The organism is Azospirillum sp. OGB3 (assembly GCF_014192915.1).
GTDB lineage: Bacteria > Pseudomonadota > Alphaproteobacteria > Azospirillales > Azospirillaceae > Azospirillum.
In genome coordinates, this window is the sequence record NZ_JACHYN010000033.1 from 1 (window position 1) to 23,440 (window position 23,440).

Genomic DNA, 23,440 nt, shown 5'->3' on the forward strand with positions numbered 1-23,440 from the left:
TGCGCCATCGGCGAGGTCTCGGTCGGGCAGGTCATGCGCTCCATCACACCCTTCTACGGCGCCCTCTTCATCACCCTCCTCCTCGTCACCTACGTTCCCACCTTCTCCCTCTGGTTGCCCCACATGCTCATGCGCTGACCGGGCGCCCCGACCGCACACACCCCAACACACACTAGGGATACCGCGGGGCGCTCCGATCACTGGGCGCCCCGCTGCAATGGAGACGACTCATGATGACCGCCGAACTCTGGCCGCAGCTCGTCGCCTTCGGGCAGGTGGTCGCCATCGACCTCGTTCTGGCCGGCGACAACGCCATCGTGGTCGGCATGGCCGCCGCCGCCGTCCCGGCGGAGCAGCGGCGCCGAGTCATCCTGTGGGGCATCAGCGCCGCCATCGTGCTGCGCATCATCTTCGCGCTGATGACCACGCAGCTTCTCGCCATCATCGGACTCACCCTGGCCGGCGGCGTCCTGCTGCTCTGGGTCTGCTGGAAGATGTTCCGCGAGCTGCGCTCCCAGGGCGCCGACGAGATCACGCCGGAGGAGGCGCTGGACGCCCCCGACGTCCTGCCCGCAACAGCCTCCTTCAGCAGCAACGCGGCGGTGGCCGCCGCCGGCAGCGTCTCCGTGGGCGCCGCCGTCTGGCAGATCGTGGTGGCCGACGTGTCGATGTCTCTTGACAATGTGCTGGCGGTGGCGGGTGCTGCCAAGGAGCATCCGACCGTGCTTGTGCTCGGCCTGCTGCTCTCGGTGGCGTTGATGGGCGCCGCCGCGAACGTAATTGCACGTGTTCTGCACAAACATCGCTGGATTGGTTGGATCGGTCTTGCGATCATCACTTATGTTGCGCTCGACATGGTCTGGCGGGGCTCGAACGAGGTTCTGGCCCACACGGCCTGGCTCGGCTGACGGGAAGACAGGGATAAGGCCTGCCGCGGACGGCGTGCGGCGGCGCCAACGAGAAGCAAGACCGCCGTTGGGGAAGAGATGACATGTCCAAACCGTTAGGAATTGCCCAGGATAAGGTGGTGCGCCCAAGCCGGCTGGGAGGCGTTCAGGGGCGCCTGTTCACCGGTGTCGGCGCCGTGATGTGCTGCACGCTGGTCGCCATCGGGGTGGCGCTGACCGGATACGCCGGCTTCGGCCGGACGCTGCAGGTCATCACCGCGGAGGCCGTGCCGTCCGCGCTCGGCGCCCTGCGGGCGGCCCAGCACGCGGGCCGCATCGACGCGCTGGCTCCGGCCTTCCGCTCCGTCACCAGCAAGGAGGAGAAGGCGGATCTCGCGGCGCGCATCGCCATGGAACGGCACGACTTCGAACGCGAGCTGCGCGATCTGACCGAGCTGGAGCAGAACAGCACCAACGCCGCGTCCCACGCCGGCGGTCCGTCGGAAACCGCCGCCGCCAGCAACGCCGCCCAGGCCCTGCTCGCCAACGTCACGCTGCTCGATCAGGCGGCGGACAAGCGGATCGGGCTGAGCGACCGCCGCTCCGAACTGCTGGATCAGGTGGTCATCGCCACGCGGCGCCTGTCCCAGCTCGTGGCGCCCTGGAAGTCGATCCACGGCAGCGGCGTGGACATGCAGCGCGCCGCCTTCCGGGACGACACCCGCCCGGCGGAGGAACGGCTGAAGGCCGGCGAGGAGTATCTCCAGACCGAGGAGCAGCTCGCCATCGTCCGTGGTATTGACGACGGCGCCACCACCGTCCGCGGCCTGCTGACCGAAGCCGCCGCCAGCTCCGACGAAAACCGGCTGTCGATCATCGAGGCGCAGACGCGCATCCTCGTCACCACGATGACCGCCAATTCCGGACAGCTGCCCGAAGCCTCGCGCGAGGCGATGGCCGAACCGCTGAAGGCGATTGAAACCCTCTCGATCGAGCCGAACGGGCTGATCCCCACCCGTCTGGCCGAGCTGGAGATCCTGAAGGCGCAGCGGGACCTGCTGACCAACAACCTGAGCCTGTCCGAAGCGCTGTCCATGGCGGTGGTCAACCTCGTGCACACGCAGGAGGGCGCCATCACCACCGCCGCCGAGGACAGTGAGAAGGCGCTGTCCAACGGTACGCTCCTGCAGATCGGGGTCGGCGTGGTCAGCCTGCTGCTGTCGGCGCTGGTCGTTCTGGTCTTCGTGCGCCGGATGGTGGTGCGCCGCCTGCTCACCCTTCAGGGCGGGATGGAGAAGATCGCCGCCGGCGACCTCGACGTGACGGTTCTCGCCGGCGGCCGCGACGAGATCTCCGCCATGGCCCGCACGGTGGAGGTCTTCCGCGAGAACGCCCTCGCCAAGCGCCGGCTGGAGGCCGAGCAGATCGAATCCGCCCGCCGCGCCGAGGAGGACCGCAAGCGCTCGCTGGAGGAGATCGCCAGCAGCTTCGAGGGAGCCGTCGGCAGCGTGGTCAGCCGCTTCGTGGCGGAATCCACCAAAATGGAGGAGAGCGCCCGCAGCATGTCGGCCACGGCTGAGGAGACCAACCGCCTCGCCACCAGCGTCGCCGCCGCGACCGAGCAGACCTCGGCCAATGTGGAGACGGTCGCCGCCGCGTCGGAGCAGCTCACCAGCTCCATCGAGGAGATCACCCGCCAGATCACCGAGTCCACCAACATCGTCCGCGAGGCGATGACGCTGGCAGAGCGCGCCAACGGGCAGATCGGCGGCTTGGCGGATTCGGTGCAGAGCATCGGGCGGGTCGTCGATCTCATCAACGACATCGCCAGCCAGACCAACCTGCTGGCGCTCAACGCCACCATCGAGGCGGCCCGCGCCGGGGAGGCCGGCAAGGGCTTCGCCGTCGTCGCCAACGAGGTGAAGGCGCTGGCCGCCCAGACCGCCCGCGCCACCGGCGAGATCGCCGCCCAGGCCGCCGGCATCCAGAGCGCGACCGGCGAGGCCGTGCAGGAGATCCAGGCGGTCGTCCAGGTGGTCACCCGCGTCGGCGCCATCGGCGCCACCGTCGCCGCGGCGGTGGAGGAACAGAGCGCGGCCACCAAGGAGATCGCCCGCAACGTCCATCAGGCGGCGCTGGGCACGACCGAGGTGACGCAGACCATCGCCGGAGTCAACGCCGCCGCCGACCGCAGCGGCACCGCCGCCCGCACGCTCCTCGACAAGGCCCACGATCTCGCCGACGGCGCCAACGCGCTCAACCGCGAGCTGTCCGGCTTCCTTCAGCGCGTCCGCGCGAGCTGATGAAGACGCCCTTCCCCGCGACGGTGCGCGGGGAAGGGCGTTTTTCCCTTACTCCGAGATCACGATCTGGCGTTCGCGCCCGCCCTTGCCTACGATCTTCAGCACGCGGCGCCCGCGCTCGTCGCGGCTGGATTCGTCCAGCACGACCCGCCCCAGCGCGGCGAGCAGGTGCAGAAGCTCACTGTTCGAAGCCACGCCGAAGCCCTGGCGAAGCTCCGCCAGCAGGACCTCGGTCTCATCGCGCGTCGTCACGGGCCCTGCCCTCCGGCTTTTGAATGCGGACCCCAGCCTGCCGCAGGACGGGCGCCGCTGTCGAGTGCCCTTAGACGAGGGGGCTGAAAGCGCAAGTCAACGGCTTGACAGGCGGCTTGCCAGCGCGCCCTTCGGCCACTACGGTCACTGCCCGTATCGTCACCCCCGCGCCCGATGGCGCCGGCGGACCAGTCAGGAGAGGCAGCATGGCAAAGACAGGCAACGGGCGGAACGGCGCGGACAAGCCGGCCTCCGGAACCTTCACGGGCACGCCGGCGGAGCGCCTGGTCCGCTATTGGCGCAACAGCGACCGCCGCTTCGACGAGCTGCTCGACGAGACGCTGGACGCCGGCCGCCAGGCGGTGCTGGAAGCCGCGCTGGACAAGCTGCGCGAGGAGGAACAGCCGGAGTTCCTCGACGAGGTGGAGACCATCGCCGAATCCGTCCGCCGCACCGATGCCCAGGGCGACGACATGATCGCCACCCTCTTCTGGCTGGCGGTGGAGGTGTCCGGCGACCTGTCGCAGCCGCCCGCCGTGGAAACCATCGAAGAGGCGCTGGATTCCACCGGCCTGCTGGAAACCGCCGCCGACACCCGCCTGCTGCCGGTCTGGCTGGAGCCGGAAGCGCTGGTCTATCTGGAGGCCGCCGACCGCCGCACCCTGCTGCTGCGCATGCTGGACTCGACCGACGCGGCGCTGCGCTTCGTCCGCGAGGGCGACCTGCTGGCCGATCCGGCGGACGCCGGCACCCGGCTGGTCGGCGTCGTCGGCCTGATCGAGGAGGAGGCGGAAGCCGTCGAAGCCGCCGGCGAGGATGCGGTTCCCGATTTTCTCGGGCTGGCCCGCATCGGCGAGGATGGCGAACCCGAACTCGACCCCGCGGAGGAAACCCGCATCCGCGAGGCGCTGACCCGTTTCACGGCGGCCATCCAGGGCGCCGACCCGCGCGTCCAGCGCTGCGAGCCGGCCGGTGGGCTGAACGACCTGCTCGACCTGATCGCCGAGGCCGATTGGACGGACAATGGCGAACTGGCGGAACTGGCCTCCTTCATCGACGTGGCGAGCGACGAGACGGCGGACGCCGTGGTGGACGCCGTGGTGACCAGCACCGCGCACGGCCTGTTCGTCCGCGCCTTCAACGCCGACGGGCGGCTGCTGGACGAGCGGGCCTTTACCCTGCAGGGCGACGAGGCCGCCCAGGCCGTCACCCTGCTCCAGCAGCGCTGCCGGAGCGTGACCAAGGAGTAAAAAGAGGCGGTTCCCGGGCGTCTTGTGACGGGACGCCCCTTCGCCACCCTGTTGTTCGGCGCGGAAATCGGGTACACCCCTATTGGCAACCCGGTTTCCCGTCCCCACCCCAGTCTTGGAGCTTCTTCGATGCGCGACCAGTCACTCTCCATCGCCGAGGCGGCGGCCTGGCTGAAGTGCTCGGAAGCCGAGGTGGAGGAACTTGTGCAGGCGGGCCGGCTGCGCGCCGACCGGATGGAGCCGGCGATCGACCGGATCTCCCTCAACACCGTCATCGTCCTGGCGGAGAGCCTGCCGGTCGAACGCCGCATCTTCGAGGTGCGCGAGGCCGCCGGGCGGATGGACTCCTCCGAATCCCGCGGCCATTACCCGTCCCGCCCCTCCGGTGGCATGGACCAGCGCCCGCCGGTGGTGGTGGAGCGCCGACCCTCGCGGTCCTTCACCCCCCGCTGATCGCGCCAGCCAAGGTTCCGCTCTGAATCAGGCGCCGCCGGGCAGAGACCCCGACGGCGCCCGAGTCCTGTCGGCTCACACCAGTTCCACGCGCAGCGCCGTCGGACCGCCGTCGCCCGGCACGGCGACGAAACGCACGTCCTCGCCGTCGGCCACCACTTCCAGCCCGGACTGGCGCAGGATCGCGCGGTCGAAATAGACGCCGATGCCCGTCTCGTCGTCCCACGGGTCGATCAGGCCGGACTGGCTGTCCAGATTGTACCAGCGCACGGTGCCGTAGATCATCTCACCGGTGGGCACCGGCATCAGGGCCGGGGCCGACCGCTCGCGCCGCGGCTTGGGCTCGCGGATGGCCGCCGGAGCGGCGGGGCGCACGGCCTGGGGATCGCCGCCCTCCGGCTGGCGCTGGCGGCGCTGCTTCGGCGCGCGGGCCGGCTTGGCCTCCGCCGGGTCGGCGGGGGTGATGGAATGGATGGCCACGACCTGCGGCCCCTTCGGGGTCTCGGCGATGTCGCAGACGAGGCCGGTGCCCTCGGTCAGCGACACCTCGCCCAGCGAGGCGAGAACCCGGGAATGCAGAAACGCCTCACCGCTTCCGTCGGCGAAGCGGACGAAGCCGAAGCCCTTGTCGGCCTTGTACCATTTGACGACCGCCGTAACCTGCTGCTTTTGCTCTTCGCTCACTCTGGACACTCGATGCATGGAGGACAACCGGTCCAACAGTGACCGGATTTGTCGATCCGCGCAATGCGGCATCCATTCGCCGCCCCCGCAATCGCACTTCGGTTTCACCCTTTCCCACGGGAAAGAGGCGCCACCGGCCGCCGGCCCAACGGACCGCCGCAGCAAAAGAGCGGAAAATTTTAAGTAAACGCACAAAAACGCTCTTTAAATCCGCTTTAAAAGCCGCCCTGTACTCTCCCTTCCGAAGTCCATCGCGGAGAATCCCGTGGCTCGCTTCCGGCCCAACCGATTTAGGATGAGGATCTCCCGATGAGCCTGTTCAGCGCCATGCGGTCCGGTGTGAGCGGCATGTCCGCGCAAAGCTCGCGGATGGCCGCCATTTCGGACAACATCAGCAACTCCGCCACCATCGGCTACAAGCGCGCCGCGGTCGACTTCTCGACGCTGATGACCTCCTCCGGCTCGACGAGCAACTACGCCGCGGGCGGCGTGCGCTCCAACGTGCATTATCAGGTGTTGAAGGACGGGACCATCCAGGGCACCCAGTCCGCCACCGACATGGCCATCGAGGGGCGCGGCTTCTTCGTCGTCGCCGACAACGCCGGCACCACCGGAACCTCGCCCGGTTACGCGCTGACCCGCGCCGGCAGCTTCCTGCCCGACGACCAGGGCTTCCTGCGCAACAGCGCCGGCCAGTATCTCCAGGCCTGGAAGCTGGGACCGGACGGCAGCCTGCCCGCGGTGAACCGCAGCAGCTTCGACGGGCTGAGCGCCGTCTCCATCGCCGGGCTGGCCTATGGCGGCAGCAAGACGTCGCAGATGAGCTTCGCCGGCAACCTGCCGGCCCAGGCCACGGACGGCACCAGCTTCGACACCTCCACCAGCCTCTATGACGGACTCGGCAACCCGCTCGACGTCACGATGACCTGGACGAAGACGGCCAACCCGAACGAATGGACGCTGTCGGTCACGCCGCCCGCCGGCTACACCGCCACCCTGTCCACCAACACCGTCACCTTCAACACCACGGGTGCCAACGCCGGCCTGCCGGCGGGCGCCCTACCGCAGATCACGCTGACCTCGCCGGCCAACCCGACGCCGGACACCGTCAACGTCTCGGTCGGCAACCTGACTCAGCTCAACGGCGATTACGTGCCGCAATTCATGGGCGACGGCGCCCGCGCCGGCCGCGTCAGCACGGTGGACGTCGACAAGGCGGGCACGCTGTGGGCCGTCTACGACAACGGCGCCCGCCAGCCGCTCTACCAGGTGCCGGTCGCCGACGTGGTCAACCCCGGCGGTCTGGTCCCGCAGGACGGCAACACCTACACGCTGGGCATCGACGCCGGCACGATGACGCTGAGCAACGGCAACAGCGGCACCGCCGGCTCGGTCGCCGGCTACGCGCTGGAACAGTCGAACGTCGACATCGCGGAGGAACTGGTGTCGCTGATCGAGACGCAGCGCGCCTACTCTTCCAACGCCACGCTGGTGCGCACCGCCGACGAGATGGTCGACGAGACCACCCGCCTGAAGCGCTGACGGACGGGAAAGGGGATCGCCCGCCATGAGCCTCCAACTGGCCCTCAGCGCCGCCCTGTCCGGGCTGCGCGCGACCCAGCAGCAAGCCGCGCTGGTCTCGCACAACATCACCAACGCCACCACCGCGGGCTTCGTCCGCAAGGATCTGGCCGTCTCCACCGCGATCAGCGGCGGCCGCGGCCAGGGCGTGCGCGTCGACGGCGTGCTGCGCAGCGTGGACGAGTTCCTGATCCGCGACGCCCGGTTCGAGCAGAGCCGCTACACCGCGCAGCAGACCCGCGCCTCGGCGCTGGCCGACTACGCCACGGCGCTGGGCCAGCCACAGGACGAGCGGTCCGTCTCCACCGCGCTGGCGAAGCTCCAGCAGTCCTTCAGCCAGCTCCGCAACCAGGCGGACAACGAGGCGGCGCGCACCGCCGTGGTCGACTCCGCGGAATCGCTGGTGCGCCGCCTGCACGACACCGCCGCCGCCGCGATCACCGTGCAGAACGACGCCAAGGCGCGGCTCCAGTCCTCGGTCGACGAGGTCAACCGTTCGCTGGTCCGGATCGGCGAGTTGAACAGCGCCATCGCCACCCAGAAGGCCAAAGGCGCCGAGACCGGCGACCTGATGGACGAGCGCGACCGGCTGCTCGATCAGGTGTCGGGGGAGATCGGCATCCGCACCCACACCCGCGAGAGCGGCGAGGTGGTGGTGATGACCCGCAACGGCCAGACGCTCCTCGACCGCGAGCTGCCGGCGGGCGCCCAGCCGCTGCAGCTTGTCGGTGGCGATCTGGTGGCCGGCGGCAAGATCATCTCCGACAACCCCGACCAGGACATCCAGAGCGGGCGCATCATGGGCTATGTCCAGACCGCCCACCAGGACATGCCGCGGGCTCTGACCCAGCTCGACGAGCTGGCGGCGGGCATCGTGCAGCAGTTCCAGGCGGCGGAGGCCGACCCCACCCAGCCCGGCCTGTTCACCGACGCCGGCGCCGCCTACGGCACGACGGACGGCCTGGCCTCGCGCATCGCTGTCAACGGCAGCGTGCGAAGCAACCCCTGGATGGTGCAGAGCGGCGTCCAGGCGGGGGCGCCGCTGGCGTCGGGCGACACCACGCAGATCGACCGCTTCCTCAACGCCTTCTCGGCCACCCGCAGCTTTGCCGCGTCGGACCTGCCCTCCTCGGCCACGCTCGGCGACTACGCCACCGGCATGGTCTCCACCCAGCAGGGCTACCGCACCACCGCCGAGTCCGAGATGAAGACCCGCAAGATCAGCGCCGACGCGCTGCAATCGGCGCGTCTCAACCGCGACGGCGTGAACGTCGACGACGAAATGCAGAAGCTGCTGCTGATCGAGCAGAGCTACGGCGCCAGCGCCCAGGTGCTCCAGGCCGCCGGGCGGATGCTCGACACGCTGCTCCAGATCCGGAACTGACGCCATGCTCTACAACGCCGTCTCCACCCTCGGCCTTTCCAAGCGCCTGCAGACCGCCAACACCGAGCTTCAGCTCGAGCGGCTGCGCAACAACGACGAAATCGCCAGCGGCAAGCATTTCGATGTCGCCAAGGCGCTCGGTGCGCGCACCGGCCAAGCCATCGCGCTGCGCAACCTGTATGACGAGACCGACCAGACCCTGAAATCCACCGCTCTGCTGCAGGGGCGGCTGGGCACCATGGACAGCGCGCTGACCAACATCCTGTCCGCCGGGCAGGATGTTTTGGCCGCCGCCTCGGTCGGGCTGGGCCAGCCCTCGCCCACCGGAAGCTCGCTCCAGGTGCGGGCCCGCGCCATGCTGGAGCAGGTGGTGGGCATGCTCAACGCCTCCTCCGGCAACGGCTACCTGTTCGGCGGGGTGGAGGTGAAGACCGCCCCCATGCGCGCCGTGCAGGGCGACGAGTCCGGCCTGCCCTCCCCCATCCAGATCGTCCAGGACACCATCGCCGCGGCCACCGGAGGCACCGCGTCGCCGCAGACCCCGGCCGAGACCGCCGCCGCCGTGGCGGCGCTGAACGACCTGTTCGCCGCGCCGTCGGCCTCGCCGCTCGGCTTCGAGGGCGGGTTCTACCAGGGGGCGCCTTCGACCGCGCCGCGCCTCAGCGCCCGGCTCGACCGCACGACCGAGATCCCCTACGGCATCCAGGGCAACGACCCGGCCATGCGGGACCTGCTCCAGGGCCTTTACATGCTGGCCAGCGTCGACACCAGCCAGCTGCCGCTGGACGCCTACAAGCCCTACATGGAGGCGGCGGTCGCCAAGGTGTCGGGCGGCATCGAGGGGGTGCGCGACGCCACGGCGCAGCTCGGCATCCACCGCGCGCAGCTCGACGACATCGCAGCGATGAACACGACGCAGCTGCGCGTCCTCAACGACCAGCTCGACGCGATGGAAAGCGTCGATCCGGCGGAGGCCAGCCTGCGCATGAACCAGCTCGAAGTGCAGATCGAGGCGACCGCGGCGGCCACCGCCCGCATCGCCCGGATGAGCCTCGCCAATTACCTGTAGGACGGCACAGCTTTCCTGCGGGATGATGAAAGACGGTCTGATGAAGCATGGTCCGATCCGCCGAGCCCTCCGTGTGGCCGCGCTGGCCGCGGCCTGCCTGCTGGGCGCCGCCGCCCTGGCGGGCGAGGGGCTGGCCCAGACGCGGGTGAAGGACCTCGTCACCTTCGACGGGGTGCGCCGCAACCAGCTCATCGGCTACGGCCTTGTGGTCGGGCTGAACGGCTCGGGCGACCGGCTGATCAACACGCCCTTCACCGAGCAGAGCCTGAAGGGCATGCTGGAGCGGCTGGGCATCAACACCCGCGACGAGGTGCTGCGCACCCGCAACGCCGCGGCGGTGATGGTCACGGCCTCGCTGCCGCCCTTCGCCCGCCAGGGAACGACCATCGACATCACCGTGTCGGCTCTCGGCGACGCCACCAGCCTGCTCGGCGGAACGCTGCTGGTCACGCCGCTGCTGGGCGCCGACGGGCAGGCCTACGCCGTGGCCCAGGGGTCGCTGTCGGTCAGCGGCTTCTCGGCGGGCGGGGTGGCGGCCAACGTGACCAAGGGCGTGCCGACCAGCGCCCGCATCGCCAACGGCGCCATCGTCGAGCGCGAGCTGAAATTCGCGCTGGACGAGACGACCGCGGTCCGCATGGCGTTGCGCAACCCCGACTTCACCACCGCCAACCGCATCGCCGACGCGGTGGCGGTGCGGCTGGGCAGCAGCGCGGTCCATGTGCTGGACGCGACCACCGTCGATGTGCGCATCCCGCCCCGCTACACAGGCGCGGTGGCCCGGCTGATCGGCGACATCGAGCAGCTCACCGTCCGCCCGGACGGCATCGCGCGGGTGGTGGTGGACGAGCGCAGCGGCACCGTGGTCATCGGCGACGACGTGCGCATCAGCCGCGTCGCCATCACCCAGGGCAACCTGACCGTCCGCGTCGTGGAGACGCCCCAGGTGTCGCAACCGCAGCCCTTCTCCGACGGGCAGACGGTGGTGGTGCCGCGCACCGACGTGCAGGTGCAGGAGGGCAACGGGCGCCAGTTCGTGACCATCGGCGGCAACGTCAGCCTGCAGCAGCTCGTCAACGGGCTGAACGCGCTGGGCGTCGGGCCGCGCGACATGGTCGCCATCCTCCAGGCGATCAAGGCGGCGGGCGCCCTGCACGCCGATCTGGAAATCATCTGATCCCCTCCGGCTGGACGACGACGCGATGGACATCTCCCCCCTTTCCAAGGCGGCCCACGCCGCGAAACCCGCCGCCATCGACCTCGCCGCCGCCGAGAAGGCCGGGCAGGAGTTCGAGGCGCTGATGGTCGGGCAGATGCTGGAATCCATGTTCGCCGGCGTGGAGACCGGCAGCGCCTTCGGCGGCGGCCAGGGCGAGCGGACGTGGCGCAGCTTCATGCTCCAGGAATACGGCAAGGCCATCGCCGAGGCCGGCACTCTGGGCATCGGCCGCATGGTCGAGGCCGACGTGGCCCGCCTCTACGGCCAGACGAGCGAAGGAACCAAGGGATGAGCCGCCGTTTCAAGGATCTGATCCGCGAATTTGCCCCCGACGCCAAGCCGGTCGAGGACGCCGCCCCCATCGACGCCCCGGAGCCCGAGATCCCCGCGCTGGCCGACGGGCCGACCGCCGTCGTCATGACGGAGTTCCTCGACACGGTGGCGGAGCTGAGCGTCCTGCTCGACGAGGAGACGGCGGCGCTCGCCGCCGGCGAGTTGGAGGGGCTGGAGGTCTACGCCCGGCGCAAGCAGGCGATGGCCGACCGGCTGGGCGGCATCATGACCCAGGCGCAGTCGGGCACGCTGCGGCTGAACGACGACCTGCGCGCGATGATCCTGGAGCGGGTGGAGCGGCTGGACCGCGCCATCAACGACAACGCGGCGGGGCTGGTCGCCATGCGCAAGGCCGTGCTATCGATCAACCGCAGCCTTCTGGTGGCGCTGGAGAAGGCGGCCAGCGACGGCCTCTACGCCCCTTCCGGCCACGCCGTGCGCCCGGTCGAGCTGTCGGCGTCGGGCCTGAACGCCGAGCTTTAGGTCGGCCGACGCAACGTTCCCTCTCCCGCCCCGGGAGAGGGTGGCGCCGCAGGCGCCGGGTGAGGGTAGTCCAAGGATCAAGGGGCCGATTCTCGGCAGTACCCTCACCCTTCCCACGCTTCGCGCGGGCCCCTTCCCTCTCCCGGGGCGGGAGAGGGGAATGAAAGGCGACGGCTTTGCTGAGGGTTCCGCCGCCGGATGCGGGCCGCTATAGTCCAGCGTCCGCACCCTCCCGAGGCTCCCGCATGCCCGCAACCGACCGCGCCGGCTCCCCGTCGCTCGCCGTCTTCACCCATGGCGAGCTGATCGGCGACGCGCTCATCAAAATTCCTTTCGTGCGCGCCCTGCGGGGGCTGTTCCCGGACCACCGGATCACCTGGATCACCACCGAGGGCACCCATCTGGCGACCACGCTGCGCCCGATGATGGACGGGCTGATCGACGAGTTCCGCCCCGACACCGGCATCGGGCGCAGCCCGCTCGGCCTGCTGAAGCCCATGCCCATCAAGGATCGCTTCTCCCTGGTGCTGGACACCCAGGCGCTGCCTTGGCGGACGCTACTGGCGCGGCGGCTGAAGCACGACCTGTTCGTCTCGGCCTGCGCCGGCTACCGCCTGTCGGACCGCCGTCCACCCCCTGGCTACAAGGAGCCGCGGCATGTGCTGGACCGCCTGTTCGACCTGCTGGAGGTCGCCGGCGGGCGCCGCCCCCCGCTGGACATGGCCGTGCCCATCCCGGCCGAGGCCGAGGCCGAGGCGCGCGCCGTCCTGCCCGACGGGCCGGGCTATGTCGCCATCGCGCCGGGGGCGGGCAAGCGGGTGAAATGCTGGCCGCTGGACCACTTCGTGGAGCTGGCCCGCGCCCAGGTCGCCGATGGGCGGGTGCCGGTCTTCATCCTCGGCCCGGCGGAACTGGACTGGCTGCCCGAACTGCGCGCCGCCGTGCCGCAGGCGCTGTTCCCGCTCCAGGACGCCGAGCTGGCCGAACCGCGCTATTCCCCGATCCGCACCATCGCGCTGACCCGGCGCTGCGCGGCGGCGGTCGCCAACGACAGCGGGACCAGCCACCTGTTCGGCCTCGCCGACGTGCCGCTGCTGACCCTCTACGGCCCGACCACCGCGGAGAAGCTGCGCCCCAAGGTGACGCGGGGCGCCGTGCTGACGGCCTCCGCCTTCGGCGGCCGCGAGATGGAACGCATTCCCGTCGGTGCGGCGATCAAAGAGGTCGAGACACTGGTCCGTTCGTGACGAACGGTTGTTGCTTTCGGCCATTTTAGCTCTCTCCCCTCCGGGGAGAGGGGAGTTCCCTCAGGTCAGCGCTTCAAACCTTCAGCGCTTCACGGCGGGCGTGATCTCCCCCGCCTCCTCCAGCCGGCGCAGGCAGGCGACCAGGGCGCGCTGGAAGTTGCGGCCCTCGGAGGGCAGGTTGACGCCCTGGCCGGTCGTCCAGAATTCCACAAAGGCGCAATCGGCCGCGCGGTCCGCGGTCGGCCATTCGACGGCCACGCCCAGCCCGATCTCCGCCGTGCGACGGCGGCTGTCGGTGACCAGGATCTTCGCTTCCCAATGCATCCCGCCGCTGCCCGCCTCGGCGCGGCGATGGCTCCACAGGCGCAGGTAATCGCGGAAGCTCTCGGAGGAGCGGTCGTGCTGAACGTAGCTGCCTCGGTCCACCACCGCCGGGGCGAGGCGCAGCGCGTAGCGGGCCTGGGCCAGCGCCTGGGTCACCTCCGCGATCAGCCGGTCCATCTCGGCGAAGCTGCGCCGCACGTTGTCGGCCAGCGCGGTGGCCAGCGCCTCCCCCTTCAGCGCGCCGGAGGCGGCACGGTCAGAGCGGTACATCTCGAACAGGTCGTCGCTGTCACTCATGGCCGTGATGCGCCGCGGAAGGGGAGGAGTTCCTTCGTCTACCGCCAAACCCGTTGAGAAGACATTAAGCGGACTTCCAATCCATCCGGTGTTCGCCCGATCAGGCCCGCCCCGTCACGCCCGTTGTGCCGGTTGCGCGGTCCCTCCGTTCTTCAGGCGCAGCACATACATCATCACCTCGGCCACCGCCTGGTAATGCTGGAGCGGGATCACCGCATCGACCTCCGACGCGGCATAGAGGGCACGGGCGAGCGGCGGGTTCTCGATCACCGGCACGCCGTTCTCCTCCGCCACCGCGCGGATGCGCAGCGCCACGAGGTCGGCCCCCTTGGCGAGACAGACCGGCGCCGGCATCTTGGCACGGTCGTACTCCAGCGCCACCGCGAAGTGGGTCGGGTTGGCGATGACCACCGTGGCGCGCGGCACGTTCGCCATCATGCGGCGCTTCGAGCGGTCGCGCCGGATCTCGCGCAGCTTCGCCTTCAGGTGCGGGTCGCCCTCGGTCTGCTTGAACTCGTCCTTCAGCTCCTGGAAGGTCATGCGCAGGCGGCGCCGCCATTCCAGCCGGTTCCACAGCACGTCCACGGCGGCCATCACCACCGTCGCCAGGAGGACGGCCAACAGCAGCCGCAGGGTCAGGTCCCGCAGCAGGTCGGGCAGCGCCGCAACGTCCATGCCCACGATCCCCTCCGTCCAATCGATGTAGGGCGCCACGGCGAACCAGACGGCGCAGGCGATGATCGCCAGTTTCACGAGACTCTTCACGAATTCGACCAGCGCGTGGCGCGCGAAGATGCGCCGCCAGCCGCTGAACGGCGACAGGTGCGACAGCTTGGGCCGGATGCGGTCGCTCGCCGCCAGCAGCGGCCCCTGCCCCACCGCCGACACCACCGCCCCGCCGACCAGCAAGCCCAGCACCGGCAGCATCGCCACCGCGACCCCGCCGATCAGCCAGCGCAGGCTGTTCATCACGTCGTAGGGACCGCCGTCGAGCCGGATGTCGTTCGGATTCTCGATCAACGGCAGCAGCACCTCGGCGATGCGGGAGGCGGCGAGCGGCCCGCCGGCCGCGGCGATCAGCCAGGCCGCCGCCATGGTGGCGGCCAGACCGACATCGCGGGCGCGGGGGACGTCGCCCTTGTCCATCGCCTCGCGCAGCCGCTTCTCGGTCGGCTCCTCGGTTTTCTGTTCCTCGTCCTGGGTGTTGTCGGACATCGCCGCCCCCTTCTCATCGCCCGCCGAGCCAGCCGGCCAGCGCCGCCAGCGTGGCGGTGACCATCGCCCCCGCCGTCACCAGGAAGACCAGCATCCCGCCGCCGACCATCGCCGGGGTGGCAACGAAATAGACGGGCATGGAGGGCATCACGCGGTTGACCAGGGCCAGCGCCATGTTGGCGATCATGCCGAAGACCAGGAAGGGAGCGGCCATCTGCACGCCCAGCCGGAAGGTGACGCTGACGAGCTGGGCGTAGCGCCCCGCCACCATGCCGGGATCGGGCAGCGTCGCCGCCGGCCAGCTTCCGTAGGAGCGCACCAGCGCGTCGATCATCAGGTAATGCAGGTCGAGCGCGAACAGCAGCGCCAGCCCGGCGATGACCAGCGTGCCCGACAGGATCGACCCGCTCTCGAACCCCGCCGCGTCGGTGCCGAAGGGGTTGGCGAGGCCCATCGCCTGCGCGGCGATGTTGCCCGCGACCTGGAGCGAGGCCAGGAACAGCTTGGCCCCCAGCCCGAGGAAGGCGCCCGCCATCGTCTCCGCGAAGATCTGCTCCAGCATCACCGCGGCGTCGGGGGGCAGCCGGTCGGGCAGGCCGGGCACGGTCGGAGTCAGCGCCAGCGCAACGGGAATCGCGATGCACAGCCGCACGCGCGGCGGCACTGCCAGCTCGCCGAAGCCGGGCAGCAGGCTGACCGCCGCGGCGACGCGGGCGAAGACCAGGAAGGCGCGGTAGACCTCCAGGCTGAGCAGGTCGGCGAGCGTGTCCATCACTGTTCTTTTCCTTCCCGGCCCGTCACACCTGGTCGATCGTCTTGACGGACACCTTGCGGTGCAGCTCGGCGTGGCTGATGACCGGGGTCATCGGGCTGACCCGCTCCAGCAGGGAGCGCACGAAGGGCCGCACCTCCGCCCCGACCAGCAGCGCCGGCCAGACCTGTGGTGTGGCGTGCTTCTGGATGGTGATGCGCAGCGCGGTCAGGAACTCCTGCACCTGGGTCGGCGGCATGGCGAAGCGGCGATCCTCGCCGTCGGCGACGATGCTCTGCTGGAGCGCCTGCTCCCAGCGCGGGGTCAGGACGATGACCGGGACGAAGCCGTCCGGCGCCGTCAGCGACTGGCAGATCTGCTGGCCCAGCCGCGCCCGCACATGCTCGGTGACCAACGTGATGTTGCGCGTCCAGTTCACCGCCTCGGCGATGGCCTCGACGATGGCCGGCAGGTTGCGGATCGACACCCGCTCCGCCAGCAGCGCCTGGAGCACGCGCTGCACCACCACCAGCGTGATGCGCGACGGCACCATGTCGGCGATCAGCTTCTGGTACTCCCGGCCCAGCCCGTCGATCAGCTTCTGCATGGCGGCGAAGGTCAGCAGGGTCGAGAGATGGTCCTTGATGACCTCGGTCAGGTGGGTGGTGATGACGCTTTCCGGGTCGACCACCGTGTAGCCCTTGGCGATGGCCTCCTCGTGCCGCGCCGGATCGATCCAGCGGGCCTGGAGGTTGAAGGTCGGCTCCCGCGTCGCCTCGCCGGGCAGGTCGGGGGCGGCCCCGCCGGACGGGTCGATGGCGAGAAGCTGCTTGGGCCGCACCTCGCCGCTCGCCACCTCGACGCCCATGACGCTGACGACGTAACCCTTGGGCGGCAGGAAGCTGCTGTCCTTGATGCGCACCGAGGGCAGAATGAAGCCGAACTCCTTGGCGAAGCGCTTGCGCAGCGTCTTCACCTTGCCGGTCAGCGGGCCGTTCTTGTTGAGGATCAGCGGGACGAGGTGGTTGCCGACCTCGACCTTCACCTCGTCCACCTTCAGCATGTCCTCCACCGATTCCTCGGCGGGGGCGGTCGGGGCCTTGCGGCTTTCCTCCAGCCGGGCGAGTGCGGCGCGGCGCATCTTGCCGCGCATCGCGTACCAGCCCGCCGCGCCGAAGCCGCCGCCCAGCAGGACGAAGGGGGCGGCCGGCAGGCCCGGCGTCACGCCCAGCGTGCAGAGCAGACCGCCCGCCACCATCAGCGCCTTGGGATAGCCGCCGAGCTGGGCGAGCACCGCCTGATCGGCGGAGCCGACGTTGCCGCCCTTGGTCACCAGCAGGCCGGCGGCCAGCGAGACGACCAGCGCCGGGATCTGCGTCGCCAGACCGTCGCCCACCGTCAGGATGGTGTAGACCGACGCCGCGGATTCGAAGGACATGCCCTGCTGGGCCATGCCGATGGCCATGCCGCCCAGCACGTTGATGGCGGTGATGACCAGCCCGGCCACCGCGTCGCCGCGCACGAACTTCGAGGCACCGTCCATGGCGCCGAAGAAGGTGCTCTCGTCCTCCAGCTCCTTGCGGCGGCGGCGGGCCTCGACGTCGTCGATCATGCCGGCGGACAGGTCGGCGTCGATGGCCATCTGCTTGCCGGGGATGGCGTCCAGCGTGAAGCGCGCGCCGACCTCCGCGATGCGGGTGGCGCCCTTGGTGATGACCACGAAGTTGATGACGATCAGGATGGCGAAGATCACCACGCCGATCACGAAGTTGCCGCCCATGATGAACTGGCTGAAGCCCTCGATCACGTGGCCGGCGGCGGACGGGCCGGTGTGCCCGTGGCTGAGGATCAGGCGGGTGGACGCGATGTTCAGCGCCAGCCGCAGCACCGTGACGACGAGCAGCACGGTCGGGAAGGAGGAGAAGTCCAGCGGCTTGCTGATCCACAGCGAGACCATCAGGATCAGCACGCTGACCGCCAGCGACAGCGTCAGCCCGAGGTCGAGGAACCAGGTCGGCACCGGCAGGAACAGCACGGCCAGCACCAGCAGGATGCCCAGCGCGAACAGCACGTCGCGGTTCGCCAGCCCGGCATCGCCGAGGCTGGTCATCCGGTTCCGAAGGGTGTCCGTGAAAGCCATGCGGGAACTCCAGGGTGCGGCACCGTTGGTACGCTAGCGCCACGCGGTAAAACCGGCTTTTACGTCGGGGTCAGTCCACGCCGGGCAGGAGGGGTTTCACCGCCGCGTTGGCGTAGAGGCTGGACAGGAAGGACAGGCGGCCAAGCTCCGCCCGGCCCCAGGATGGCAACGCGCCGGGGGCGGATTGGGCAGTGGCTGCCTGGGGACCGGCGGCCAGCGTCTTCAGGTAATCCATGGCGCCGGCCACCCAGCGCCGGTTGCCGCCGACCCGCTCGCGGTAGGCCGCCCCGCGCTCCGACTGGGCGGAGTGGTAGCGGGCGATGGCGGCGTCCAGCGATCCCTGCGCGCGGTGCAGGTCGCCGAGGAAGCGCGCGGCGTAACGGGCGTTGGCGCGCGGGTCGAAGGCGGTCTCCAGGTCGGGGAAAGCGTCGGGGTGCCATTTCAGATTGACCTGGAGGCACCCCACGTCGATGGAGCGCGTGCCCCGCGCCTGTGCGGCGCGCACGAAGGCGATGGCCTCCTCGCGCGTTGGGAAGTAGTGGGAGGCGCCCTCGGTGTTGACGGTCCAGGGCCAGACGGTGAACAGCCGGTCGGCGGTCATCCGGCCGGCCTCGGTGAATCCCATGGCGAGCAGCATGTGGTCGGTCACCCCCGCCTCGCGCTCCGCCGCCAGGATGGCGTCGATGCAGGCGGCCTCCGGCGGCAGGCTGCGAGCAGGGAGGGCACGCGGCGCGTAGAGTGCGGTGGACCATGTGCCGATCTGCGCGGCCGGCGGCTTCACGTCCGCAGCGGTTGCAGGGGCGGTCGCGGTTCCGGCCAGGAGCAGCGCCGCCAGTCCGGCCAGCCGGCGCATGTCACCGCACCGAGACGATCAGGCTGCCCAGCCGGTCGGCGTAGGTGGTGAGCGCGCCGTACATGAAGGGCAGCGCCAGCACGGTGGTGACCAGGATGGCGACGATCTTCGGGACGAAGGTCAACGTCATTTCCTGCACCTGGGTCAGCGCCTGGACGAGCGAGATCGCCACGCCCACCAGGACCGCGATGACCAGCGGCGGGGCGGCGATCAGCAGCATCGTCCAGATGCCCGTGCGCAGAACTTCCAGCACGTCGGCTTCGTTCATGGGGGTTCTCCTGGGGAGCGTTTGCCCCCACCCTTCCCACGGCTTCGCCGCGGGCCCCTTCCCTCCCCCGCTTCGCAGGAGAGGGAGATCAATCCCCTCCCCTGCGTCAGCGGGGGAGGGTCAGGGAGGGGGCAATAACGTTCCAATCACCGTACAGCTCAAATCGCCATCCGCATGACATCCTGATAGGCCTGCACCATGCGGTCGCGGATCGACACGACCGTCTGCACGGTCATCTCGGCGGCCAGCACGGAGCGCACGACCTCGTGCGTGCCGGCCTTGCCGGCGACGGCGGCGACGGACATGCGCTCGCCCTCGTTCAGCGTCTCCACCGCCTGCGACACCTGACGGTCGAGGAAGGCGCCGAAGCTGCTCTCCGACGCCGCCGCCGTCTCGGCGGACGGCGAGGACGCGGAAGCCGCCGCGGCGGGCGGGGTGGCGAGCGACGCGGCGGGCGCCGGCTGGGCCAGGGGCGCGCGGTGGAGGCCGTAGGCGGCGGCGGCGCGGCCGATGGGTTCGATCATGCTTTTGGGCCTCCTCAGCCGCGCAGAAGGTCGATCATGCGGCTCATCATGCTGCGCGACTGCTCGATGACGTTGACGCTCGCCTCGAAGGACCGGCTGGCCTCGCGCATGTCCATCATCTCGATCAGCGGCTGGACGTTCGGGCGCTTGACGTAGCCCTTCTCGTCGGCAGCCGGGTGCGAGGGCTCGTAGACGAGCTGGAAGTCGCTGCGGTCGCGCCCGATCTGCTTGACCTTCACAAGCTCCGAGCCGGCGGCGCGGTCCATCGTGGTGGCGAAGGAGACGGTCTTGCGGCGGTAGGGATCGCCGCCCGCGGTCATGGCGGTGGAATCGGCGTTGGCGATGTTCTCGGCGACCACGCGCAGCCGGGTGCCCTGCGCCTGCAGGCCCGAACTGGCGATCCGCATCGTCGCGGCCAGGGGATCGGTGAGCATGGGAGGGGACTCCGAAGTCGTCAGCCGGCGCGCCAGGCGGCGCGCAGGATCTGCAGGTTGCGCTGGAACAGGCCGGCGGTCAGGGCGAAGGCGTCGCGCGTCTCGCTGCCCTTGGTCATCTCCTGCTCCAGCGACACGCCATTGCCGTCCGGCGTGGTCTCCCACTGCTCGGGCTTGCGCGCCTCCTGCACCGCGCCGGACGGGTTGAAGCCCGTCAGGTGCATGGGCGAGGTGAGCGCGGGCGCCACCGTCTGTGGGCCGTCCATCAGCGCCGCGAAAGGCTTCAGGTCCTTCGGCTGATAACCGGGCGTGTTGGCGTTCACGACGTTGGCGGCGATCAGCTTCTGCCGCTCCGCCAAGTAATCGAGGCGCGCGCCGGTCAGCCGAAACACCGAAATATTGCTAAAATCCATTGGAACGGCCCTATCGCAAAGCCGGAAAGCAAGGCAGGGCCAAGATGACGCCCGCCGTTTAAAACCGGATTTAAAATCCTCGTGGCAGGATCGACCCGTTCCGACACGACGGAGACGTCCCGGCGATGCGCGTGCTTTCCAACCTTCTGTCCGAGATCGAGCGGATGCCGACCCGATCCTGGCGCGGCGAGATCCGCAGCGCCACCGGCATGACGCTGGAGGTGGAGGGGCTGCGCCGCGTCCTGGCGGTCGGCGACAAATGCTGGGCGGAGACGGCGCGCGGCCAGCGCCTGCTGTGCGAGACCATCGGCTTCCGCCAGGGCCGCACCCTGCTGATGGCCTTCGACAATCTCGACGGCGTGGCGGAGGGATGCGCCGCCGTCACCGACGACACCGCCTTCACGCTGCGCCCCGGCCCCGGCTGGCTGAGCCGCGTCGTCAACGCGCTGGGCGAACCGATCGACGGGCGCGGCCCCTTGCGCAACGGCCACCACGCCCGCCCGCTGCGCGCCGCCCCGCCGCCGGCCTACGCACGCCGCCGGGTGGGGGCGAAGATGGACACCGGTGTGCGCGCCATCGACGTCTTCACACCCATTTGCCGCGGCCAGCGCATGGGCGTCTTCGCCGGGTCCGGCGTCGGCAAATCCACCCTGCTGTCGATGGTCGCCCGCCACGCCGGGGCCGACGCCATCGTGATCGGGTTGGTCGGGGAGCGAGGGCGCGAGGTGCAGGAGTTCATCCAGGACGATCTGGGGGCGGACGGCCTCGCCCGCTCCGTCGTCGTCGTCGCCACCTCGGACGAGCCGCCGCTGATGCGCCGGCAGGCCGCCTACCTCTGCCTGACCGTGGCGGAGGAACTGCGCGACCGCGGCCTGCACGTCCTCTGCCTGATCGACAGCGTGACGCGCTTCGCCATGGCCCAGCGCGAGATCGGGCTGGCCGCCGGGGAGCCGCCGACCGCCAAAAGCTACCCGCCCAGCGTCTTCGCCGAGTTGCCCAAGCTGATGGAGCGCGCCGGGCCGGGCCGGGAGGGCCAGGGCGACATCACCGGCATCTTCACCGTGCTGGTGGACGGCGACGACCACGACGAGCCCATCGCCGACGCGGTGCGCGGCATCCTGGACGGCCACGTCGTGCTGGACCGCCGCATCGCCGAGCAGGGGCGCTACCCCGCCGTCAACGTGCTGCGCAGTGTGTCGCGTCTGCTGCCCGGCTGCCACACGGCGGAGCAGAACGCCCTGCTGCGCCGCGCGCGGAGCCTCGCCGCCACTTACGACAACATGCGGGAGCTGGTGCGCATCGGCGCCTACAAGCAGGGCACCGACGCGGAGGTGGACGGCGCTGTCGCGCTGAACCCAGCGCTGGAGGACTTCCTGCGCCAGGGCAAGGACGACGCCACGCCCTCCCCCGAGTCCTTCCGAATCCTCGACCGCATCCTCGCCGTTCCCGCCGGAGTTGTCCCATGACCAACGCCACCGCGCTCGCCACCCGCGCGCTTGCCCCGACGACCGCCGCCCGGGACGCCGTGAAGGCCCCGACCAAGCAGGAGACGGCGCACCTCGGCCTGGATTTCGGAGACCTGCTGGACGCGGTGAATCCGCTGCAACATCTGCCGGGGGTGTCGCAGGTCTACCGCCACGCCACCGGCGACGACATTGGCCTGCCGGCGCGGCTGGCCGGCGGCTTCCTGTTCGGCGGCCCCATCGGCCTGCTGGGGAGCGCCGCCATGGCCGCCTTCGAGGCGGTGACCGGCGACGACCCGCTGGGCCACCTCGTCACGCTGGCGGAGGGCGGCGCGGCGGAGACGACAACCCCGGCGAAGGACGCGCCGCCCAACGCCCCGCCCCTGCCCTTCCTCGCCGGCCCGGCGCAGGAGCCGCAGACGGAGCCGCCGCCGGACCATCGCCCGTCCCCCGCCGTGCTGGCTGAGGCGCTCGCCCGCAAGACGCCAAGCACCGACGCCACGGCGGACGCGCCGGCGCCCAAGGCGGAGCAGCCCGCCCCGCAAATCCTGGCGAAGCTCTACGAACTGCACGCCACCCAGCCGGCGGACCGCGCTGCCGTCCGGCTCTGACCCGGTTCAGCGCAGCGCCTTCGCCAGCGCGTCCATGAACAGCCGCACCTTCGGCGGCACGAAGCGCGCCGAGGGGTGGACGCCCCACACTGCCAGCGGTTCCAACGCCCCGTCGGACAGGCGAAGCGGGACCAGTGCGCCGCGCGCCACCTCGTCGCGCACGTCCCACTCGGACAGGACGGCGATGCCGAGCCCGGCGAGGCAGATGTCGCGCAACCCCTCGATCGAGTTGGCGGTGAACCGCCCACGCACCCGGATGCGCCGCTCCCGCCCGTCGCCCCTGAAGCTCCAATGGGTCGTACCGGACAGGCACAGGCACTCGTGCTCCGTCAGATCGGCAACGGCGGCGGGGGCGCCGCGGGCCGCCAGATAGCCGGGCGTGGCGTAGAGGCCCCGCGGGTTGTCGGCCAGCCGCCGCGCGATCAGCGCGCTGTCCTTCAGTTGGGCGATGCGGATGGCGAGGTCGATGCCCTGCCCGACGATGTCCACCACCGTGTCGGTCAGCAGCAGATCGACCGAGACCTGCGGGTTGTCCTTCAGGAAGTCCGCGACCACCGGCACCACCACCTTGCGCCCGAAGGCGGCGGAGGCGGTCAGCCGCAGCAGCCCCGACGCGCCGGCGGAGGACGGGCGGACGCTGGCCCGCGCCTCCGCCTCGTTCTCCAGCATCGCCTGGGCGAAGGGCAGCATCGCCTCCCCCTCCGGCGTCAGGGCGAGGGAGCGGGTGGTCCGCTGCATCAGCCGCGCGCCCATGGCCTCCTCCAGCGCGGCCAGCCGCCGCGTCGCCATCAACGGCGAGATGCCCAGCCGCCGCGCCGCACCGGCAAGGCTGCCGGCCTGGGCGGCTTCCACCAAAACGGCGAGTCCGGCGAGGTCCATTGCTTCACATTCCGATGCACAGGCCGTTCATTCTGCATGACTGATGCGGATTGTGAAAGTGCGATAGGGTCCGGTTCAGAAATCATCGCCTTGGGCTTCACATAGCCCTCTCCCCTCTGGGGA

Annotated in this window: 25 protein-coding genes; 13 read left to right on the forward strand and 12 right to left on the reverse strand. The window is 70.3% G+C overall.

Features of this window, described 5'->3' with window-relative positions; genetic code table 11:
- The first annotated feature begins 230 nt into the window (after positions 1-230).
- Together FHW79_RS30760 and FHW79_RS30765 are read left to right on the forward strand one after the other, a co-directional pair.
- The gene (locus tag FHW79_RS30760) at positions 231-908 is read left to right on the forward strand and encodes a YjbE family putative metal transport protein (RefSeq protein WP_174450966.1); all 678 of its coding nucleotides are present in this window, start codon (positions 231-233) and stop codon (positions 906-908) included.
- An 83-nt stretch (positions 909-991) separates the two neighbouring features.
- A complete protein-coding gene (locus tag FHW79_RS30765) occupies positions 992-3,190 on the forward strand; it encodes a HAMP domain-containing methyl-accepting chemotaxis protein (RefSeq protein ID WP_183182438.1) in 2,199 nt (732 codons plus the stop codon).
- Positions 3,191-3,238: 48 nt separating this feature from the next.
- On the opposite strand, the gene FHW79_RS30770 is transcribed toward FHW79_RS30765, so the two are convergent.
- Positions 3,239-3,442, reverse strand: coding sequence for a hypothetical protein (locus tag FHW79_RS30770; protein ID WP_094306568.1), 204 nt, complete (start codon positions 3,440-3,442; stop codon positions 3,239-3,241).
- 206 nt (positions 3,443-3,648) lie between these two features.
- On the opposite strand from FHW79_RS30770, the gene FHW79_RS30775 reads away from it, so the two are divergent.
- Both FHW79_RS30775 and FHW79_RS30780 read left to right on the forward strand, forming a co-directional pair.
- Positions 3,649-4,692 (forward strand): hypothetical protein, encoded by a 1,044-nt coding sequence (locus tag FHW79_RS30775; protein WP_183182439.1) that lies wholly within the window; start codon positions 3,649-3,651, stop codon positions 4,690-4,692.
- Positions 4,693-4,821: 129 nt separating this feature from the next.
- Positions 4,822-5,145, forward strand: coding sequence for a hypothetical protein (locus tag FHW79_RS30780; RefSeq protein ID WP_014199685.1), 324 nt, complete (start codon positions 4,822-4,824; stop codon positions 5,143-5,145).
- Positions 5,146-5,220: 75 nt separating this feature from the next.
- Here the strand turns inward: FHW79_RS30780 and FHW79_RS30785 are convergent, their stop codons facing one another.
- Positions 5,221-5,829 (reverse strand): cold shock domain-containing protein, encoded by a 609-nt coding sequence (locus tag FHW79_RS30785; protein ID WP_040137955.1) that lies wholly within the window; start codon positions 5,827-5,829, stop codon positions 5,221-5,223.
- Between the two features lie 309 nt (positions 5,830-6,138).
- Between FHW79_RS30785 and FHW79_RS30790 the strand changes: the two genes are divergently transcribed.
- The 7 genes from FHW79_RS30790 to FHW79_RS30820 all read left to right on the forward strand — a co-directional run bounded on the left by FHW79_RS30790 (position 6,139) and on the right by FHW79_RS30820 (position 13,145).
- Entirely contained in the window at positions 6,139-7,371 is a 1,233-nt protein-coding gene (locus FHW79_RS30790) for a flagellar hook protein FlgE (protein ID WP_183182440.1), read from the forward strand.
- 25 nt (positions 7,372-7,396) lie between these two features.
- On the forward strand, positions 7,397-8,794 hold the full coding sequence (flgK, locus tag FHW79_RS30795; protein ID WP_183182441.1) for a flagellar hook-associated protein FlgK: 1,398 nt from the start codon (positions 7,397-7,399) through the stop codon (positions 8,792-8,794).
- Between the two features lie 4 nt (positions 8,795-8,798).
- Positions 8,799-9,863, forward strand: a complete 1,065-nt coding sequence (locus tag FHW79_RS30800) for a flagellin (RefSeq protein WP_183182442.1) — start codon at positions 8,799-8,801, stop codon at positions 9,861-9,863.
- 40 nt (positions 9,864-9,903) lie between these two features.
- Entirely contained in the window at positions 9,904-11,040 is a 1,137-nt protein-coding gene (locus tag FHW79_RS30805; protein ID WP_183182443.1) for a flagellar basal body P-ring protein FlgI, read from the forward strand.
- A gap of 25 nt (positions 11,041-11,065) precedes the next feature.
- Positions 11,066-11,374, forward strand: coding sequence for a rod-binding protein (locus FHW79_RS30810; protein WP_183182444.1), 309 nt, complete (start codon positions 11,066-11,068; stop codon positions 11,372-11,374).
- Positions 11,371-11,898, forward strand: a complete 528-nt coding sequence (locus tag FHW79_RS30815; protein ID WP_183182445.1) for a flagellar protein FlgN — start codon at positions 11,371-11,373, stop codon at positions 11,896-11,898. The genes FHW79_RS30810 and FHW79_RS30815 overlap by 4 nt, the downstream gene beginning before the upstream one ends.
- Before the next feature lie 245 nt (positions 11,899-12,143).
- A complete protein-coding gene (locus FHW79_RS30820) occupies positions 12,144-13,145 on the forward strand; it encodes a glycosyltransferase family 9 protein (protein WP_183182446.1) in 1,002 nt (333 codons plus the stop codon).
- Positions 13,146-13,226: 81 nt separating this feature from the next.
- On the opposite strand, the gene FHW79_RS30825 is transcribed toward FHW79_RS30820, so the two are convergent.
- From FHW79_RS30825 to FHW79_RS30865, 9 genes are all read right to left on the reverse strand, one after another.
- A complete protein-coding gene (locus FHW79_RS30825) occupies positions 13,227-13,766 on the reverse strand; it encodes a hypothetical protein (protein ID WP_183182447.1) in 540 nt (179 codons plus the stop codon).
- Between the two features lie 114 nt (positions 13,767-13,880).
- The gene (gene flhB / locus FHW79_RS30830) at positions 13,881-14,981 is read right to left on the reverse strand and encodes a flagellar biosynthesis protein FlhB (protein ID WP_183182448.1); all 1,101 of its coding nucleotides are present in this window, start codon (positions 14,979-14,981) and stop codon (positions 13,881-13,883) included.
- Between the two features lie 13 nt (positions 14,982-14,994).
- Positions 14,995-15,753: a flagellar biosynthetic protein FliR gene (locus FHW79_RS30835; protein ID WP_183182449.1), complete on the reverse strand. Its 759-nt coding sequence runs from the start codon at positions 15,751-15,753 to the stop codon at positions 14,995-14,997.
- 25 nt (positions 15,754-15,778) lie between these two features.
- The gene (gene flhA / locus FHW79_RS30840; protein WP_183182450.1) at positions 15,779-17,872 is read right to left on the reverse strand and encodes a flagellar biosynthesis protein FlhA; all 2,094 of its coding nucleotides are present in this window, start codon (positions 17,870-17,872) and stop codon (positions 15,779-15,781) included.
- Between the two features lie 70 nt (positions 17,873-17,942).
- A complete protein-coding gene (locus tag FHW79_RS30845) occupies positions 17,943-18,725 on the reverse strand; it encodes a lytic transglycosylase domain-containing protein (protein ID WP_183182451.1) in 783 nt (260 codons plus the stop codon).
- Between the two features lies 1 nt (position 18,726).
- Positions 18,727-18,993 carry a flagellar biosynthesis protein FliQ gene (fliQ, locus tag FHW79_RS30850; protein ID WP_014199655.1) on the reverse strand — a complete coding sequence of 89 codons (267 nt, stop codon included), beginning with the start codon at positions 18,991-18,993 and terminating at the stop codon, positions 18,727-18,729.
- Between the two features lie 158 nt (positions 18,994-19,151).
- Complete coding sequence (locus tag FHW79_RS30855; RefSeq protein ID WP_183182452.1) at positions 19,152-19,517, reverse strand: flagellar hook-basal body complex protein FliE; 366 nt, start codon at positions 19,515-19,517, stop codon at positions 19,152-19,154.
- Positions 19,518-19,531: 14 nt separating this feature from the next.
- Positions 19,532-19,951, reverse strand: a complete 420-nt coding sequence (gene flgC, locus FHW79_RS30860; RefSeq protein ID WP_183182453.1) for a flagellar basal body rod protein FlgC — start codon at positions 19,949-19,951, stop codon at positions 19,532-19,534.
- A gap of 20 nt (positions 19,952-19,971) precedes the next feature.
- A complete protein-coding gene (locus FHW79_RS30865) occupies positions 19,972-20,364 on the reverse strand; it encodes a flagellar basal body protein (RefSeq protein WP_211108563.1) in 393 nt (130 codons plus the stop codon).
- Positions 20,365-20,489: 125 nt separating this feature from the next.
- On the opposite strand from FHW79_RS30865, the gene fliI reads away from it, so the two are divergent.
- Together fliI and FHW79_RS30875 are read left to right on the forward strand one after the other, a co-directional pair.
- Positions 20,490-21,830 (forward strand): flagellar protein export ATPase FliI, encoded by a 1,341-nt coding sequence (gene fliI, locus FHW79_RS30870; RefSeq protein WP_183182454.1) that lies wholly within the window; start codon positions 20,490-20,492, stop codon positions 21,828-21,830.
- The gene (locus FHW79_RS30875; protein WP_183182455.1) at positions 21,827-22,438 is read left to right on the forward strand and encodes a hypothetical protein; all 612 of its coding nucleotides are present in this window, start codon (positions 21,827-21,829) and stop codon (positions 22,436-22,438) included. Before fliI ends, FHW79_RS30875 begins: the two co-directional genes overlap by 4 nt.
- Positions 22,439-22,444: 6 nt before the next feature.
- On the opposite strand, the gene FHW79_RS30880 is transcribed toward FHW79_RS30875, so the two are convergent.
- Entirely contained in the window at positions 22,445-23,317 is an 873-nt protein-coding gene (locus FHW79_RS30880; protein ID WP_183182456.1) for a LysR family transcriptional regulator, read from the reverse strand.
- Positions 23,318-23,440 lie beyond the last annotated feature (123 nt).

Excerpts from the sequence above, each read along its gene's own strand:
- flgK (WP_183182441.1), top strand. The coding sequence starts at position 7,397 with ATGAGCCTCCAACTGGCCCTCAGCGCCGCCCTGTCCGGGCTGCGCGCG.
- FHW79_RS30800 (WP_183182442.1), top strand. The coding sequence starts at position 8,799 with ATGCTCTACAACGCCGTCTCCACCCTCGGCCTTTCCAAGCGCCTGCAG.
- FHW79_RS30865 (WP_211108563.1), bottom strand. The coding sequence starts at position 20,364 with ATGGATTTTAGCAATATTTCGGTGTTTCGGCTGACCGGCGCGCGCCTC.
- FHW79_RS30760 (WP_174450966.1), top strand. The coding sequence starts at position 231 with ATGATGACCGCCGAACTCTGGCCGCAGCTCGTCGCCTTCGGGCAGGTG.
- FHW79_RS30805 (WP_183182443.1), top strand. The coding sequence starts at position 9,904 with ATGAAGCATGGTCCGATCCGCCGAGCCCTCCGTGTGGCCGCGCTGGCC.
- FHW79_RS30855 (WP_183182452.1), bottom strand. The coding sequence starts at position 19,517 with ATGATCGAACCCATCGGCCGCGCCGCCGCCGCCTACGGCCTCCACCGC.
- FHW79_RS30835 (WP_183182449.1), bottom strand. The coding sequence starts at position 15,753 with ATGGACACGCTCGCCGACCTGCTCAGCCTGGAGGTCTACCGCGCCTTC.
- flhA (WP_183182450.1), bottom strand. The coding sequence starts at position 17,872 with ATGGCTTTCACGGACACCCTTCGGAACCGGATGACCAGCCTCGGCGAT.
- FHW79_RS30790 (WP_183182440.1), top strand. The coding sequence starts at position 6,139 with ATGAGCCTGTTCAGCGCCATGCGGTCCGGTGTGAGCGGCATGTCCGCG.
- FHW79_RS30810 (WP_183182444.1), top strand. The coding sequence starts at position 11,066 with ATGGACATCTCCCCCCTTTCCAAGGCGGCCCACGCCGCGAAACCCGCC.
- fliQ (WP_014199655.1), bottom strand. The coding sequence starts at position 18,993 with ATGAACGAAGCCGACGTGCTGGAAGTTCTGCGCACGGGCATCTGGACG.
- FHW79_RS30815 (WP_183182445.1), top strand. The coding sequence starts at position 11,371 with ATGAGCCGCCGTTTCAAGGATCTGATCCGCGAATTTGCCCCCGACGCC.
- FHW79_RS30875 (WP_183182455.1), top strand. The coding sequence starts at position 21,827 with ATGACCAACGCCACCGCGCTCGCCACCCGCGCGCTTGCCCCGACGACC.
- FHW79_RS30820 (WP_183182446.1), top strand. The coding sequence starts at position 12,144 with ATGCCCGCAACCGACCGCGCCGGCTCCCCGTCGCTCGCCGTCTTCACC.
- FHW79_RS30765 (WP_183182438.1), top strand. The coding sequence starts at position 992 with ATGTCCAAACCGTTAGGAATTGCCCAGGATAAGGTGGTGCGCCCAAGC.
- flgC (WP_183182453.1), bottom strand. The coding sequence starts at position 19,951 with ATGCTCACCGATCCCCTGGCCGCGACGATGCGGATCGCCAGTTCGGGC.
- fliI (WP_183182454.1), top strand. The coding sequence starts at position 20,490 with ATGCGCGTGCTTTCCAACCTTCTGTCCGAGATCGAGCGGATGCCGACC.
- FHW79_RS30780 (WP_014199685.1), top strand. The coding sequence starts at position 4,822 with ATGCGCGACCAGTCACTCTCCATCGCCGAGGCGGCGGCCTGGCTGAAG.
- FHW79_RS30825 (WP_183182447.1), bottom strand. The coding sequence starts at position 13,766 with ATGAGTGACAGCGACGACCTGTTCGAGATGTACCGCTCTGACCGTGCC.
- FHW79_RS30880 (WP_183182456.1), bottom strand. The coding sequence starts at position 23,317 with ATGGACCTCGCCGGACTCGCCGTTTTGGTGGAAGCCGCCCAGGCCGGC.
- FHW79_RS30845 (WP_183182451.1), bottom strand. The coding sequence starts at position 18,725 with ATGCGCCGGCTGGCCGGACTGGCGGCGCTGCTCCTGGCCGGAACCGCG.
- flhB (WP_183182448.1), bottom strand. The coding sequence starts at position 14,981 with ATGTCCGACAACACCCAGGACGAGGAACAGAAAACCGAGGAGCCGACC.
- FHW79_RS30775 (WP_183182439.1), top strand. The coding sequence starts at position 3,649 with ATGGCAAAGACAGGCAACGGGCGGAACGGCGCGGACAAGCCGGCCTCC.